The 15,156-nt window shown below is 65.5% G+C and carries 11 protein-coding genes and 1 pseudogene; 9 read left to right on the plus strand and 3 right to left on the minus strand.

Features of this window, described 5'->3' with window-relative positions:
* Positions 1-6: 6 nt before the first annotated feature.
* A complete protein-coding gene (locus HAP54_RS25835; protein ID WP_029078864.1) occupies positions 7-471 on the minus strand; it encodes a DoxX family protein in 465 nt (154 codons plus the stop codon).
* 133 nt (positions 472-604) lie between these two features.
* The gene (locus tag HAP54_RS25840; protein ID WP_175619486.1) at positions 605-1,336 is read right to left on the minus strand and encodes a cytochrome c biogenesis CcdA family protein; all 732 of its coding nucleotides are present in this window, start codon (positions 1,334-1,336) and stop codon (positions 605-607) included.
* 188 nt (positions 1,337-1,524) lie between these two features.
* Here HAP54_RS25840 and HAP54_RS25845 point away from each other — a divergent pair, with 188 nt between their 5' ends.
* Positions 1,525-3,570, plus strand: coding sequence for an adenylate/guanylate cyclase domain-containing protein (locus tag HAP54_RS25845; RefSeq protein ID WP_166304931.1), 2,046 nt, complete (start codon positions 1,525-1,527; stop codon positions 3,568-3,570).
* 543 nt (positions 3,571-4,113) lie between these two features.
* Positions 4,114-4,888, plus strand: a pseudogene (locus tag HAP54_RS25850) (IS5 family transposase).
* A 522-nt stretch (positions 4,889-5,410) separates the two neighbouring features.
* Here HAP54_RS25850 and HAP54_RS25855 read toward each other — a convergent pair.
* Positions 5,411-6,211: a FadR/GntR family transcriptional regulator gene (locus HAP54_RS25855; RefSeq protein WP_248114453.1), complete on the minus strand. Its 801-nt coding sequence runs from the start codon at positions 6,209-6,211 to the stop codon at positions 5,411-5,413.
* Between the two features lie 120 nt (positions 6,212-6,331).
* Here HAP54_RS25855 and HAP54_RS25860 point away from each other — a divergent pair, with 120 nt between their 5' ends.
* From HAP54_RS25860 to HAP54_RS25890, 7 genes are all read left to right on the plus strand, one after another.
* A complete protein-coding gene (locus tag HAP54_RS25860; protein WP_166304939.1) occupies positions 6,332-7,363 on the plus strand; it encodes a TRAP transporter substrate-binding protein in 1,032 nt (343 codons plus the stop codon).
* Positions 7,364-7,372: 9 nt separating this feature from the next.
* Positions 7,373-9,229: a TRAP transporter large permease subunit gene (locus HAP54_RS25865; protein ID WP_166304942.1), complete on the plus strand. Its 1,857-nt coding sequence runs from the start codon at positions 7,373-7,375 to the stop codon at positions 9,227-9,229.
* A gap of 113 nt (positions 9,230-9,342) precedes the next feature.
* Positions 9,343-10,326 carry an NAD(P)-dependent oxidoreductase gene (locus HAP54_RS25870; RefSeq protein ID WP_166304945.1) on the plus strand — a complete coding sequence of 328 codons (984 nt, stop codon included), beginning with the start codon at positions 9,343-9,345 and terminating at the stop codon, positions 10,324-10,326.
* A 162-nt stretch (positions 10,327-10,488) separates the two neighbouring features.
* Entirely contained in the window at positions 10,489-11,685 is a 1,197-nt protein-coding gene (locus tag HAP54_RS25875) for an ABC transporter substrate-binding protein (protein ID WP_224741786.1), read from the plus strand.
* Between the two features lie 19 nt (positions 11,686-11,704).
* On the plus strand, positions 11,705-12,562 hold the full coding sequence (locus HAP54_RS25880; protein WP_166304948.1) for a branched-chain amino acid ABC transporter permease: 858 nt from the start codon (positions 11,705-11,707) through the stop codon (positions 12,560-12,562).
* Positions 12,562-14,361, plus strand: coding sequence for an ABC transporter permease subunit (locus tag HAP54_RS25885; RefSeq protein WP_166304951.1), 1,800 nt, complete (start codon positions 12,562-12,564; stop codon positions 14,359-14,361). The genes HAP54_RS25880 and HAP54_RS25885 overlap by 1 nt, the downstream gene beginning before the upstream one ends.
* The gene (locus HAP54_RS25890) at positions 14,342-15,088 is read left to right on the plus strand and encodes an ABC transporter ATP-binding protein (RefSeq protein ID WP_166304954.1); all 747 of its coding nucleotides are present in this window, start codon (positions 14,342-14,344) and stop codon (positions 15,086-15,088) included. Before HAP54_RS25885 ends, HAP54_RS25890 begins: the two co-directional genes overlap by 20 nt.
* The last annotated feature ends 68 nt before the right edge of the window (positions 15,089-15,156 follow it).

Consider the following 15,156-nt stretch of genomic DNA (forward strand, 5'->3'; position numbering starts at 1 on the left):
AGCCTCTCAGGTCGCCGCCTTCTGGCCGGCCACCGCGTTGACCAGCAGGCGGTCGAGCGAGGCGGCGCCGGGACCTGCAATCGCAAGCCACATGAAGGCGGCGAAGTAGGTCGCTTCCTCGAACCCGAGCAGCGTCTCCAGCGAATCGACGTCGCCCCATTTCGCCGACCTGATCGCGACGATCATCACCACCGCGAGCATCGCGGCGGGGATGCGGGTGAACAGGCCGAGGATCAGCATCGCGCCGCCGAAGCATTCGACGCCTGACACGAAGGGGGTGAGGATGGTCGGGAACGGAATGCCCCAGCCGACGAAATTCTCGGTGACCTGGGCGAGGTTGGTGAGCTTGCCCCACCCGGCCAGCATGAAGGTGTAGCCGACGATGATCCGCATGATCAGCGGCCCGGCCCAGGAAAAATGCGAAGCGATCCGTGCCGGCAGCAAAATCAGCAAATTGACGATGAAATTCATGCGAACCCTCCCGAATATCTCGCCAGGCCGCCTGCGCCGGTGGTTGGGCGCACGCGCACCAAAGGGCACGAGCTGAAAGCTACGGACCCGTTATGGCAGGAGTTTCGCCGGTCCCGGCGGGCTTGTTACGCGCCTAGCCGATATTTTGCAGTGCCGGGAAGGTTTCCAGCAGCCAGACGCTGACGCCGGAGACGGCGCCGGTCAAAAAGCCGATGCCGGTCACCACCATCAGCACGCCCATCACGCGCTCGACGGTGTCGAGATGGCGCTTCATCCGCGCGAACAGCGAGGAGAAATGCTTGATCATGAAGGCCGCCAGCAGGAACGGGATGCCGAGCCCGGCGGAATACACCGCGAGCAGGCCGGCGCCCTTCGTCACCGTGGCCTCGGCGGCCGCAATCGAGAGGATCGCCGCCAGGATCGGCCCGATGCAGGGCGTCCAGCCGAAGGCGAACGCCAGGCCCATGACATAGGCGCCCCACAGCCCGACCGGCCTGGGCGCGGTCATCCGCCCCTCGCGCATCAACAGGCCGATCCGGGTCACGCCGAGGAAGTGCAGGCCCATGATGATGATGACGATGCCGGCCAGGATCGAGAGCTCGGCCGACCAGGCCCGCACCAGCCCACCGACGATCGAGGCGCTGGCGCCGAGCGCGACGAACACGGTGGAGAAGCCGAGCACGAACATCAGCGCCGCCGTCATCACCGCGCGCTTGGAGGCCGCGGTGGCGCCGTCCTGATTGACCTGCTCGATGGTCGCCCCGGTCAGATAGATCAGATAGGGCGGCACCAGCGGCAGCACGCAGGGCGACAGGAAGCTGACTAGGCCGGCGATCAGGGCGGCCGGGATCGAGACGTCGTGCATCAAAGAACCTTCGAGGTAACTAACTTGTCTTGGCGTGTACGCGGCCAACAATCCAGAAGTTTCGTCGCCGGCACCTTCAACTATGGTCACAGGGCCGTGTCCGGGCGCTGCGCCACCGCCGTGCGGGTGAAACAAACCCTGATATGTTCCGTAGTGCGGTAATGAAACCGTTGATACGGACTCTAACGATGCGCATCGGCATCCGCAGCGCCATCTCGGCCCTCGTCCTGACCTCGATCGTGGTCAGCGCCGTCGGCGTGCATCTGTTGTGGTGGCGCACCGCACAACGGGTGAGCCAGACCCTGGCCGACACCATCAATGACCAGATCGTCTCCGCGGTCGGCGACGAATTGCAGTCGATCACGACCGAAGCGCGTTCGTCGATGACGGCGGTGCGGACGTTGCTGACCGAGAAGGTGCTGGACGCAAGCGACGCGCGCAAGCGGCAGTTCGTGTTCCTGTCGCAATTGCAGTCGCAACCGACCATTTCGTGGGTGGCATTCGGCTGGCCGGACGGCTCGTTCTTCGCCGGACACAAGCTCGGCGATGCCGGCGTCGAGATGCTGACCATCTCACCCGACCGCAAGCTCAAGGCCGATCAATACGACTATGCCGGCATCGACATCAAGCTCAGGGACAGCACCGTCGAGGATAGCAAATATCTGGTCACCGACCAGCCCTGGTTTCGCGATGCGATCGCAGCCCGTGACCAGCAATGGTCGACGCTGACGACGCTGCCCCGCGGCGAGCGGCTGGCCGCGATGCTGGCGGTGCCGATCGACGTCGACGGCGAGCGCACCGGCGTGCTCGCCATCATCATCGAGCTGACCCGGGTGTCGAACTTCCTCTCGCAACTCACGGTCGGCAAGTCGGCGGGCGCCTTCCTGCTCGATCGCGACGGCAGCGTGATCGCGTCTCCCGATCCCGATGCCGACGAGCTGAATGCGCTGAAGACCGACCATCCGCTGCTGCCTGTTGCGGTCGCCGCGGTCAGGCAGGCCGGCAAGGCCTACGATCCCGGCGAGGGCGAGGCGTTCCGCTCCCAGGTCACGCGGGACGGGCAGGCCTATCAGGCGGTGCTGACGCCGATCTCGTTCCCGGGCTGGTCGCTGGTGACGGTGGTGCCGGAATCCGAATTCCTCGGCCCGGTGCGGATGACGATCCGCAATCTCTTGATCGGGCTCGCGGCGCTGATCGCGGCCGCCGGCCTGTTGTCGGCCTGGCTGGCGCAGCGCCTGATCGCGGCGCCCCTGATCAAGGTGGTCGGCGAGATCAGGCATGTCGAGCGCTTCGACCTCGACAAGGTCGAGCGGCATCCGTCGCGCCTTGCCGAGATCGAGAACCTCTCGGGTGCGATCGGCGACATGGCGCAGGGGCTCGCCGCGTTCCGCAAATACATCCCCGCCGATCTGGTGCGGCGCCTCGTCAGCGACGGCAACGGCGCACGGCTCGGCGGCGCGGTGCGGCCGATGAGCGTGATGTTCATCGATCTTGCCGGCTTCACCGGCATGTCGGAGCGGCTCGGCGACCGCATCATCCCGTTGCTGTCGCGCTATTTCGACGTCGTCTCCGCGGCGATCCAGAAGGAGGGCGGCACCATCGACAAGTTCATCGGCGATGCCGTGATGGCGTTCTGGGGCGCGCCCGCGGCCAACCCGGATCACGCCGCGGATTGCTGCCGGGCGGCGCTCGCCTGCCAGCGCGCGGTCGCACAGGCCGGCCTCGCCGACGACAAGGGAGACGCGGTCAGCATCCGCATCGGCGTCAATTCCGGCGACATGCTGGTCGGCAATATCGGCTCGGAGGTGCGGCTCAACTACACCGTGATCGGCGATGCCGTGAACATCGCGAGCCGCCTCGAGGGCACCAACAAGGTCTATGGGTCGACGATCATCATCGGTCCGGAGACGCGCCGTCTCGCCGGTGATCGCATCGTCGTCCGCGAGCTCGACCGGCTCGCCGTTTACGGCCGCGCCGGCGGGCTCGACATCTACGAGTTGATCGCGATGGCCGACGAGGACGCGATCGCGCGCGACTGGATCGCGTCCTATGAGGCCGGACTGTCGGCCTGGCGCGCCGGCGATTTCACCGCAGCGATCGCTGCGTTCGAGACGTGCCGGCAGCTCCGCGGCGCGGATGCGGCCTCATCGCTGATGATCGAGCGGTGCAGGCATCAGCTCGCCAATCCCACCGACGAGGACTGGGACGGCACCACGGTGGCACGCTCGAAATAGTGTGTTGCGACGAGGTTCGGCTGGTGGATCGTGGTAGATCGTAGGATGGGTGGAGCGAAGCGATACCCATCGTTTTATCCGCGCGTTGAGATGATGGGTTTCGCTGCGCTCTATCCATTCTACGATGCACATCGTGATGGCAACCAAGTGTTGCCAATTCGACACGTCGGGCAACACAGCAAAAACCTGTCAATCTCCGCGCGCAAAAATAATTCGGTTTATCAGTAGAGCAACTCAGTGCTATAGGTTCACCCGTCTCACCCGATACGAGGGCGCTTCGCGATCGTCACGAACGCGGTGTGGGATGCGGTGGACGCCGAGCGTGGAACTGACGAGAGCACGCGAAGCGGACGGTGAAGTCGTGTGGTCCTGATGCCCTAGCGGCCGGTGTCCTCTCGTAAAGCGCGCAGCGCTTTGCGAAGGCGGTGACAAGCAAGCCCAGTCTCGCCGGGGAGAGCACGAAGTAAGCCGTAGGTGGTGTGGACTCTAAGGATTCCCTTTTAGGAGCAAATCAGATTCAAGGCTGCTTTTGGGGAGGCCGCCTTGGGTGTGATGGACCGTTTGGTATTGAGCGACGCGGCGTGGGAGCGGATAGCGCCGCTGATCATAGGGCGCCCCGATCAGAAGGGCTCCACCGGGCGCGACAACCGGATGTTCGTGGAAGGTGTGCTGTGGATCGTGCGTACGGGGTCTCCCTGGCGCGATCTTCCGGAGGTGTTTGGGGACTGGAACAGCGTGTTCCGGCGCTTCAGTCGATGGAGCATCAAGGGTGTTTGGTGGCGGATCTTCGAGGCGATGTCCGATGATCCGGACTTCGAATATCTGATCGTCGATTCCACCATCGTTCGGGCGCATCAGCACGCCGCCGGCGCCAAAAAGGGGGTCTGAAGATCAAGCGGAAGATCAAGCGATCGGCCGCTCGCGCGGCGGCCTGAGCACCAAGATACATATGGCCGTTCGAGGCTTGGGATGTCCGGTGCGGTTCAAGCTCACCGCAGGTCAGAAGGGCGATGCACCGCAAGCCGCCGCATTGATCGAAGGCTTATCCGCCGAGGTCGTCATGGCCGATACGGCCTATGACGCCGATCACTTGCGCCAAGCCATCGCCGCCAAAGGCGCGCTCGCCGTGATCCCCAACAACCCGTCACGCGCGCTCAAATATCCACTCGACAAGCATTTCTATGCCCAGCGTCATCTCGTCGAATGCTGCTTCTCAAAGCTCAAGCAGTTCCGCCGCGTCGCAACCCGCTTCGAAAAAACGGCCCGGAACTACCGGGCCGTCGTCACTCTCGCAGCCATCGTTCTATGGATGCGCTAGTGTCCACACCACCTAGCCCATCGCAGGGAAAGCCGGGTTGTTCCCGGTTACACCTGTGGTCCTACCCCGTGCTTTCTACTTTTGCACGGGGCCCATGGGTGCGATCGGCACCCGGCTTTCCCTGCGCCCTCTGCTCAACGAGAGGGCGAAACGAGATGCAAAGCTCGGACAAATCATGTCGCGAGAACGCGAAGCTGTATCCCACTCACAGTGTCATCGCCCGGCTCGACCGGGCGATCCAGTACGCCGCGGCCTCTCGGCTCAAGCACCGGCGTCTCTGGAATACTGGATCGCCCGGTCGAGCCGCGCGATGACACCGAGAACTCGGCTGTTTGACATCATGAATCGAGAACCTCCTTCATCGTCGTCCTGGCGAAGGCCAGGACCCATTACCCCAAATGCAAATTGCTGGACGATGCTGGGGCCTCGATCTCTCTCCCAATACACGTCGGTGGTTATTGTTCCTGGCCTTCGCCAGGACGACGTGGAGGTGTCGACGTGAGGATGTCGCTTACACAGCGACTACCGCCTGCGCGCAGGTTTGCCCGCCGGCGTCTCGAACTCCCGGCCGCGAATTCTCACGAGGTCATCGGCGGAGTTCGTCAACAGCACGACGGTGGCCGCGCGCGCCGCCTCGACCTCACCGGCGGCGATCGCATTCAGCACCGCGCGGTGTTCGCGCAGCGCGCGCGGGCGATGCGAGCCGGGGGCGGCGATGGTAAAACTCTGGCGCAGGGTGATCTCGAACATCTGCGCGATTGGCCAGAAGAACTCGTTGCGGGTCGCGAAATAGATCGCCTGATGGAACATGATGTCGGCGGCGACGAAGTCCTCGTTGGTCCTGGCCGCGTCCATGCCGTCGCAGCCGGCGCGAATGCGGGCGATGTCGTCCGCCTCGGCATGGGTCGCCGCCAGCGCCGCGGCGGCGGGCTCGACCGCGGCGCGCAGCTGGAACAGCTTGGCCAGATAGCGATCGATCTCCGCGGTCTCGAGGTGCCAGCGCAGCACGTCGGGATCGAGCTGGTTCCACTGCTCGGGGGGCCGCACCCGCGTGCCGCTCTTGGGGCGCGACTCGATCAGGCCCTTGCCGGTCAGGGTGCGCATCGCCTCGCGCACCACGGTGCGGCTGACGTCCATCATCTCGCAGATCTGCATCTCCGGCGGCAGCGTTTCGCCGACGCCGATATCGCCGCGCACGATGCTGCTGCCGACGCGGTCGGTGACCTGGCTGTGCACGCTCCGGCGCAATGCGTTGGATGTCTGGAACATCGGAAGCCTCGCTGCGGTTGGTGCCTGCGCCGCCGCCGCGCCGCGCTCTTGCACAACCGTATCTGTTTTGTCATACATTATGACAAATGGGCTGCCAAGCTCACGCCGTTCAGGCGGGCGGCCAACACAAACGGCCAAGACAACAAAGATCCGTTCCTGGGGAGGAGCACCATCATGACGACGAACCGGGTGAGCCGCCGCATTGTGCTGCGATCGTCGGTCACGGCCGCGGCGTGGCTCGCCGCCGCACCCGCCATCGTCGGCCGCGCCGAGGCCGCGATCCTGAAGATGCGATGCTCGTCGTCGCTGCCGAACGATCCCAAATACGCCAACGGCCGCGTCTACTACGACAATCTGGTCAAGAGCCTGAAGGCGAACGGGCTCGGCGAGCAGATCGACGTCACCTTCTTCCCGGACAACCAGCTCGGCCAGGAGATCGACGTCATCAACTCGGTGAAGCTCGGGGTGATCGACCTGATGGTGTCGGGCTCGTCGATCTCGGCCAATCTGGTGCCGCTGGTCGGCACCTTCGACCTCGGCTACCTCTTCACCAGCTATCAGCAGCAGACCAAGGCGTTCGACGCCGGTGCGGCCAAGCCGATCGAGGATGCGCTACTCAAGGGCGCCAGCATTCATATCATCGGCTGGGCCTATAATTTCGGCGCGCGCAGCGTGCTGGCGAAGAAGCCGGTGAAGACGCCGGAAGATCTCGCCGGGTTGAAGATCCGCACGCTGCCCAATCCGATCATCACCGAATGCCTGCGGCTGATGGGCGCCGCGGCGACGCCGCTGGCGTTCGGCGAGATCTATACGGCGCTGCAGGCCGGCGTGCTCGACGGGCTCGAGCATGATCCGCCGACCATCCTGGCGAGCAAGTTCTACGAGACGGCGAAGCACTACGCGCTGACCCAGCACATCTTCTCGCCGCTCGCGGTCTATTTCAGCGACACTTCTTTCAACCGCATGGCCCCCAAGCTGCGCGAAGGCTTCCTCGATGCGGCGAGCAAGGCCGCGATCGACACCCGCGCGCACGGCCTCGCGGTGGAGAAGGAGGCGCTGGCGACCTTGGTGGAAAAGGGCGTCACCGTCGTCGAATGCGACAAGGAGGCGTTCCGCAAGCGCGTGCTGCCGCAGACCGACAATTTCATCAAGGCGCGGCCCGAGGCGAAGGCCGTCGTCGATCTGATCCGCGCCACCCAGGCCTGAGGTCGGCGCATGTCGGTCGCCGCAGTCGCGACGAGAAGCAGCGCTGAGCGGATCACGGCGCCGCTGCTCGCCGTCAGCGACGCGATCGCCGCGATCCTGCTCGCCGCAGATCTCGTGGTGGTCTGCGTGTCGGTGCTGGCGCGCTTCCTGTTCAATGCGCCGGTCGAGTGGTCCGACGACGTCGCCCGCGGCCTGATGGTCGGCTCGAGCTTCTTCGGCGCCGCCAGCGCGCTGGCACGCAGCGAGAATCTCGGCGTCGCCTTCTTCGTCGACATGCTGCCGACGGGCGTGCGGCGGGTCGTCGATGCGGTCGGTGCGCTGCTCGTCGCCATCATCGCCTTCTACGTTGCGTTCAACGCCATCAAGATGGGCTGGCTGACCACCGGCCAGACCTCCGGCTCCGGCCTGCCGCTGGAATGGACGTTCTACCCGATGGGCGCAGGCGCTTCGTTCATGACGATCTTCGCGTTCGAGACCTTCTGCGGCCGGCCGCTGCGCGACATGGTGGCCGGCATCGCCGTGACCGCCGTCATCGTGGGCCTCTATCTGGCCTGGGATGCGCTGGCGCCGTCGTCGGTGCCGTCGTCGCAGGCGCTGATGCTGATCGGCTTCTTCCTCACGCTGTTCGGCGGACTGCCGATCGGCTTTGCGCTGGCGCTGGCGGCGCTGATCTTCATCTGGGTGGAGGGCACGCTCCCCGGCGTGATCTTCGCCCAGCAGATGGCGCGCGGCATCGACAATTTCGTGCTGCTGGCGATCCCGTTCTTCATCCTGGTCGGCTATCTGATGGAAGCCAACGGCATGTCGGTCCGGCTGATCGAGCTGTTGCAGCGCGCGGTCGGACGGATGCGCGGCGGGCTCAACGTCGTGATGGTGATGTCGATGGTGCTGTTCTCCGGCATCTCGGGCTCGAAGATGGCCGATGTCGCCGCGGTCGGTTCGGTCCTGATCCCGGCGGCGCGCCGCTCGCGGCAGAATCCGGGCGGCGCGGTGGCGCTGCTTGCGGCTTCCGCTGTGATGGCGGAGACCATTCCGCCCTGCATCAATTTGATCATCCTCGGCTTCGTCGCCAATCTCTCGATCGGCGGGCTGTTCGTCGCCGGGATGCTGCCGGCCGCGCTGATGGCGCTGGCGCTGATCGCGGTGTCGATCATCTTCGGCAAGCGTCCTGCCGCGAACCAGGACGCTGAGCCGCGCACCGCGGTGTCGGGGCTGTGGACCGGCGCGATCGCCTCGTTCGGGCTGATCTTCATGATCTTCTTCGGCTTCAGGAGCGGTTTCGCCACCGCAACCGAGATCTCCGCCTTCGCCGCCGTTTATGCCATCGCCGTCGGTAGCCTGCTGTTCCGCGAACTCAGCGCGAAGAGCCTCGCGCACTGCTTCGTGCAATCGGCCACCCGTTCGGGGCTGGTGCTGTTCATCGTCGCCGCCGCGCAGTCGCTGGCCTTCATCCTGACGCTGCAGCAGGTGCCCCACGCGGTCGGCGACCTCATGCTGGCGATATCGGGCAGCCATGGCGTCTGGCTGTTCATGCTGCTGTCGATCGCGGTGCTGGTGGTGATGGGGTCGGTGCTGGAGGGCGCCGCGGCGCTGATCATCTTCGGGCCGCTGCTGCTGCCGGTTGCCGTCAAGCTCGGCATCGATCCCCTGCATTTCGGCGTCGTGCTGGTGATCGCGATGGGGCTCGGGCTCTTTGCTCCGCCACTTGGCCTTGGGCTCTATGGCGCCTGCCTGATCGGCAATGTGCCGATCGAGCAGACCATCAAGCCGATCTCAGGCTATCTCGGCCTGCTGTTGCTGTGCCTCCTGGTGATCGCCTTCGTACCGGCGATCAGCACGGCCTTGCCGCATGCGTTGGGTTATTAGAGCATGATCCGGAAAAGTGGGAACCGGTTTTCCGAAAAGATCATGCTCAAACAAAGAGACGAGATCGTGATGCGATTTCTCATAATCGCATCACGATCGAGGGGAAGAGAAGCGTGAAGGTACTGCTCGCCCATACCCCGCAGATGCGCCGCGACTATTACGGCGAGCGCAGCCTGAACGGCCTGCGCGCGGTCGCCGACGTCAGGCTGCATGACGGCGATGAGGCGCTGGACGCGGCTGCGCTGGTCAGGGCCGCGGCCGATGTCGACATCATCGTCGCCGATCGCATGACGCAGGGGCCCGGCGAAATCGTCCCGCTTCTGCCGAAGCTCTGCGCCTTCGTCCGCTGTGCGGTCGATATCCGCAACATCGACGTCGCGGCAGCGTCTGCCGCCGGCGTGCTGGTGACGCAGGCGAGCGCCGGCTTCGTGCAGTCGGTCGCCGAGCTTGCGCTCGGCTTCATGGTCGATCTGTCGCGCGGCGTCTCGCGCGCGACCGCGGACTACCATGCGGGCAGGGCGCCTGAGGTCGTGATGGGCCACCAGCTTGCGGGAAGCACGGTCGGCATCATCGGCTATGGCAGCATCGGGCGCTATCTTGCCGGGATCGCAAAAGTGCTCGGCATGAATGTGCTGGTCGCGGGTCCCTTCGTGACGTCAGACGATGCCGCGATCCGGCATCTGCCGCTCGACGATCTCCTGGCAAGCGCCGACTATGTCGTCTGTCTCGCGATCGCCAACGCCGAGACCGAGAATTTGATCGGGCAAGCCGCACTGGCGCGGATGCAGAAGCATGCATTCTTCATCAACCTGTCGCGCGGCAATCTGGTCGATGAGGCGGCGCTGGCGGCCGCGCTGCGCGATGCCCACATTGCCGGCGCGGCGATGGATGTCGGCCGTGCGCCCGATCAGATGCCGACGCCGGAGCTCGCGAAGCTGCGCAATGGGATCGCAACCCCGCATGTCGGCGGCCTGACCCCGCAGGCGATCGAGCATCAGTCGTCGGAAACCGTGCGCCAGGTCACGAAGATCGTCGCCGGCGAGATACCTGTCGGCGCTGTCAATGCCGAGCGCTGGACGCGGCGGCCGCGGCCATGAAAGTTCGACTGATCCCAATACCGTCCGCGGGGCTGGACAAGACCTTTACATCCAGCTCAAACTTGATCCTGCAAAACCGCGGCCCCGAGCGCGCGGACAATCAATCAACGGACGTCCCGCAACAAACGACGGGCGCCGAGAGGGAAACAGGGAGTGCATCACATGGCCATTTCACGCCGTGACGTTTTATTGGGCAGCGCCGGCGCATTGGGCGCCGCATCATTCTCCTTCCCGGCTCCTGCAACAGCACAATCGGAACCGATCAAGATCGGTTGTCTCGCGGCGATCACCGGCCCGAGTTCGGCGCCGACCGTCGGATTCAACCGGGGCGTCAATTTCGCGGTCGATGCCATCAACGGCGCCGGCGGGGTCAAGGGCCGCAAGATCGAGCTCGTGATGCGCGACACCCAGGGCGATCCGACCAAGGCGGTCAACGCCACCCAGGAGTTGATCAGCCAGGCCAAGGTTCACGCGATCTGGGGCCCGTTGAATTCGGGCGAGGCGCTGGCCACCACGCCGATCATGGCGCGCGCCAAGATGCCCGACCTGCACCCCTGCGTCGTCGAGACCCTGATCGATCCGGTCAAGTTCCCCAATGCGTTCCGCATCGCGCCGTCGAACAATCAATGGGACGATGCCGTGCGCAATTACTGCCTGAAGATCCTCAAGGTGAAGAAGGTCGCGGTGATCGGCGACACCACCGGCTATGGCGTCACCGCGGTCGGCGCGTCGGTCGCGGCGTTCAAGAAGGACGGCGCCGAGGTGTCCTATCAGGCCAATATCGACGCCACCCAGCCCGACATGACGCCGGACATGCTGCGCGCCAAGAATGCCGGCGCCGAGGCGATCGTGGTGTGGAGCGTCTCGACCGGCATGGAGGCGCGCATGTTCAACACCCGCGCCGCGATGAACTGGGACGTTCCCTTCGTCGGGCATCCGTCGATGGCCTCCGGCGAGCTGGCGAACCTGGTTGCAAAACCGGAGAGCTGGAAGAAGGTCTATGCGATCGGCTACAAGAGCTGCAGCTATGACGGCGCCGGCAAGCTGCCGCCGAAGAGCGCGGACCTGGTCGCGCGCCTGGCCAAGGCCAATGTCGCGCTGAATGATACGCTGTTGTGGTGGGTCGCGGGTGGTATCGACTGCATCGAGCTGATCGCCAAGGCGGTCGCGGAGAGCGGCTCGACCGACAGCGCCGGCATCATCAGCTACTGGAATTCGCTGTCGACCTATCCCGGCTATTTCGGCAACTACCGCTTCTCGCCGACCCAGCATAACGGCTATTTGACCGAAGAGATCGTGATGTCGGAGGCCTCTACCGCCAAGGACGGCACCTTCGCGCTGGCGCCGGGGTACACATAGCAGGGCGAGGACGCAGCCGATGCTGGCCTCGATCCTTGCATCCGGTCTCGCGGCGGGCGCGATCTACGCGCTGGTCGGCGTCACCTACAACACGATGTTCTCGACCTCGCGGGTGATGAGCTTCACCGCGGGACAGCTTGCGATGTTGGGCGGCGTGTTCGGCTCGATGTTCACGCTGAAGCTCGGCCTGCCGATCGCGGTCGGCTTCGTGCTGACGCTGCTCTGCTGCGCGGTGATCGGGATCATCACCGAATTCGTCGCGGTGCGGCCGGTGCTCAAGAGCCTCGACCAGCATCTCTACGTGCTCTCGACGCTTGCGGTCGCGCTGATGATCCAGCAGGTCACGGCGATCAAATGGGGCACCGAGCCGCAGCCGTTCCCGCGCATCGCAGGATTCGGTGAGGGCGTTTGGGACGAAAAATTCTGGCTGCCGGTTGCCGCCTGCGCCGTCACCATCATCGGCCTCGAATATCTCTACCGCCGCACGCTGGTCGGTCGCGCGTTCCTCGCCATCGCCGAGGACAATTTCGCGGCACGGGCGCTCGGCCTGCCCGAGCGCAATCTGCGTGTTGCGAGCTACGCGCTTGCCGGCGTGGTCGGCGGCATCGCCGGATTTTCCGGCGGGCAATTGTTGCTAGCCTTCTTTGCCAATGGCGCGCTGCTGAACTTCTACGGCTTCGTGCCGGTGGCGCTCGGCGGGCTCGGTAACAACAGAGGCGCGATCATCGGCGGGCTGGCGCTCGGCTTGTTCCAGCAGGCGGCGAACTTCCTGGTCGGCGGCATCTTCTCCTCGGTCGCGGTGTTCACGCTGTTCATCGTGGTGCTGCTCGCGGCTCCCCAGGGGCTGTTCGGCGCCTCGACCGCGCGGAGGGTGTGATGACATCGGTCGCCGCCGCTCCGCCCCGAACCGATAGCGGCGCATGGCGTGCGGCGCTGCCGCACCTCGTGCCGTTCCTCGGCATTCTGGTGCTGGCCCTGCTGCTGCCCTTCGTCAGCAATGATTACTGGGTGCTGATCGGCACCCGCGCGGCGATCTACTGGGTGCTGGTGTCGGGCCTCAATTTGGTCGTCGGCTTTGCCGGCCATCTTGCGATCGGCTATGTCGCGCTGCTGACGCTCGGCGCCTACACCACCAGCGTGCTGGTCGCCGGCAATGTGATGCCGGCAATTCCGGTATTTGCCGCCTTGCCGATCGCAGGCCTCATCGGCGCGATCTTCGGCGTGATCGTCGGCCTGCCGGCCCTGCGCCTGCGCACCTTCTACTTTGCGATGTCGACGCTGGGCTTTGCGACCATTGTGACCCAGATCGCACTGGCCTGGCAGAGCGTGACCGGAGGCGGCATCGGCATTGCCGGTCCCGAATTCCCGGCGCCGTTCAACACGCCGTGGGGGTTCTACGGCCTCTGTATCGCTTTCGCGGTCGTCACCACCTGGATGAGCGCCAATGTGGCGCGCAGCCGGTTCGGCCGGGCGCTGATCGCGGTGCGCGACGCCGAGGTGGCCGCCGAAGCCAGCGGCATCTCCAAGCCGAAAATGCTGATCGCGATCTTCCTGTTCGCCGGTGCGCTGGCGGCGATCGCCGGCGGATTGTTCGCGACCTTGCAGACCTACATCACGCCAGACGCGTTCACCTTCGATCTCTCGGTGCTGTTCTTCATCGCGATCCTGATCGGCGGCCGCGGCTCGATCCTCGGGCCGATGCTCGGCACCATCATCCTGACCATCCTGCCGGAGATCGCGGCGCCGCTCGCGGCCTGGTCGACCTTCCTCTACGCGGTGCTGCTGCTCGTGATCGTGCTGGTGATGCCCGGCGGCATCGCCGCGCTGCTCGATTTCCGCAACCGTCGCCCGCTCGCCAGCAACCGCACCATCGTGCCGCGCCCGGCCGCGCTCGCCGCCATCGTGCGCCGGCGCGATGGCGGCAAGACGCTGCAGCTGCGCGGCATCGCGCTGAGCTTCGGCAATGTGAAGGCGATCGACGGCCTCGACCTCGACGTCGCGCCCGGCCAGATCCACGGCCTGATCGGGCCGAACGGCAGCGGCAAGACCACCACGCTGAACGTGATCTCGGGCTATTACGCCGCGAAGGCCGGCAGCATGACGCTCGGCGATGCGGTGCTGGCCGCGGGCCAGCCGGTGATGCGTGCCGCTTGCGGCATCGCGCGCACCTTCCAGACCCCGCGGGTGATCGGCGAAGCCTCGGTGCTGGAGAACGTCATGATCGGCGGTTCGATCGAGGGCAGGGCCAATTTCGTCGAGGCGATGCTGGCACTGCTGCGCAGCAGCGCGGACGAGCGTCTGCTCGCCGCCAAGGCGCGGGCACTGCTCGGCGTCGTTGGCCTCGAGGCGCTTGCCGATGTGCGCGCCGACCGTCTGCAGCACAGCGAACTGCGCTTCATCGAGATCGCGCGGGCGCTGATGCTCGATCCGGACTTCCTGCTGCTCGACGAGCCCGCGGCGGGCCTCTCCAATGACGAGATCGAGCGGCTCGCGATCCTGATCAAGGCGGTCTGCGCCCGCGGCACCGGTGTGCTGCTGGTCGAGCACCATGCCGATCTGATCTTCGACATCTGCCATCAGGTCACGGTGCTCAATCTCGGCCGCACGCTGGCGGCGGGAACGCCGGCGGAGATCCGTGTGCACAAGGAGGTCGTCAGTGCCTATCTCGGCGGCTGAACCCTTGCTCACGGTGAGCGCGCTGGAATCCGGCTACGGCAAGATCCGCGTGCTGCACGGCATCGACCTGACGATCGCCGCCGGCGAGGTGGTGGCGCTGCTCGGTCCGAATGGCGCCGGCAAGACCACGCTGCTGCGCGCGATGTCGGGATTGTTGCCGGTCACCGCCGGGCAGGTCCGGTTCGGCGGACGCGACATGACCAACGCCACGCCGCGCGATGCCGCGCGGGCCGGGCTGGTGCATGTGATCGAGGGACATCGCGTGTTCACGCAGATCTCGGTCACCGACAATCTGCTGCTCGCCGGCTACGACCTGCCGCGCGCCGAACGGACTGTACGCATCGAAGAGGCGTTGGCGTTCTTCCCCGAGATCGCCGAGAAGCGCCATGAGCGCGGCGGCGCGTTGTCGGGCGGGCAGCAGCAGATGCTGACCGTGGCGCAAGGCCTGGTCCGCCGCCCCCGGCTCCTGATGCTGGACGAGCCCTCGGCCGGACTGTCGCCGGTGCTGGTCGATCGTGTCCTCAATGTGATCGGCCGGCTGCGGGAGCAGGGCACCTCGGTGCTGCTGGTCGAACAATTGCTCGAGAAGGCGCTGGCCTGTGCCGATCGGGTCTACGCGCTGGTGCAGGGTGCGATCGCGCTGGAGGCGCCGACCGGCGAGAGTGACCTCGCGCACAGGCTCGAGCGCGCCTATTTCGGCCATGAAAGCCACGCGCTGGGTGCTTGAGCCCGCCTTACCCCGTGTGCTCAAAGGTAAGACTTGGCGCCGGACGCCGATTCTGGCTTCATGAGGCC

This window comes from Bradyrhizobium sp. 2S1 (assembly GCF_011516625.5).
GTDB lineage: Bacteria > Pseudomonadota > Alphaproteobacteria > Rhizobiales > Xanthobacteraceae > Bradyrhizobium > Bradyrhizobium septentrionale.

Coding starts and splice junctions, on each gene's coding strand:
- HAP54_RS25865 (WP_166304942.1), top strand. CDS start 7,373: ATGTCGGTCGCCGCAGTCGCGACGAGAAGCAGCGCTGAGCGGATCACG.
- HAP54_RS25880 (WP_166304948.1), top strand. CDS start 11,705: ATGCTGGCCTCGATCCTTGCATCCGGTCTCGCGGCGGGCGCGATCTAC.
- HAP54_RS25885 (WP_166304951.1), top strand. CDS start 12,562: ATGACATCGGTCGCCGCCGCTCCGCCCCGAACCGATAGCGGCGCATGG.
- HAP54_RS25835 (WP_029078864.1), bottom strand. CDS start 471: ATGAATTTCATCGTCAATTTGCTGATTTTGCTGCCGGCACGGATCGCT.
- HAP54_RS25860 (WP_166304939.1), top strand. CDS start 6,332: ATGACGACGAACCGGGTGAGCCGCCGCATTGTGCTGCGATCGTCGGTC.
- HAP54_RS25845 (WP_166304931.1), top strand. CDS start 1,525: ATGCGCATCGGCATCCGCAGCGCCATCTCGGCCCTCGTCCTGACCTCG.
- HAP54_RS25840 (WP_175619486.1), bottom strand. CDS start 1,336: ATGCACGACGTCTCGATCCCGGCCGCCCTGATCGCCGGCCTAGTCAGC.
- HAP54_RS25875 (WP_224741786.1), top strand. CDS start 10,489: ATGGCCATTTCACGCCGTGACGTTTTATTGGGCAGCGCCGGCGCATTG.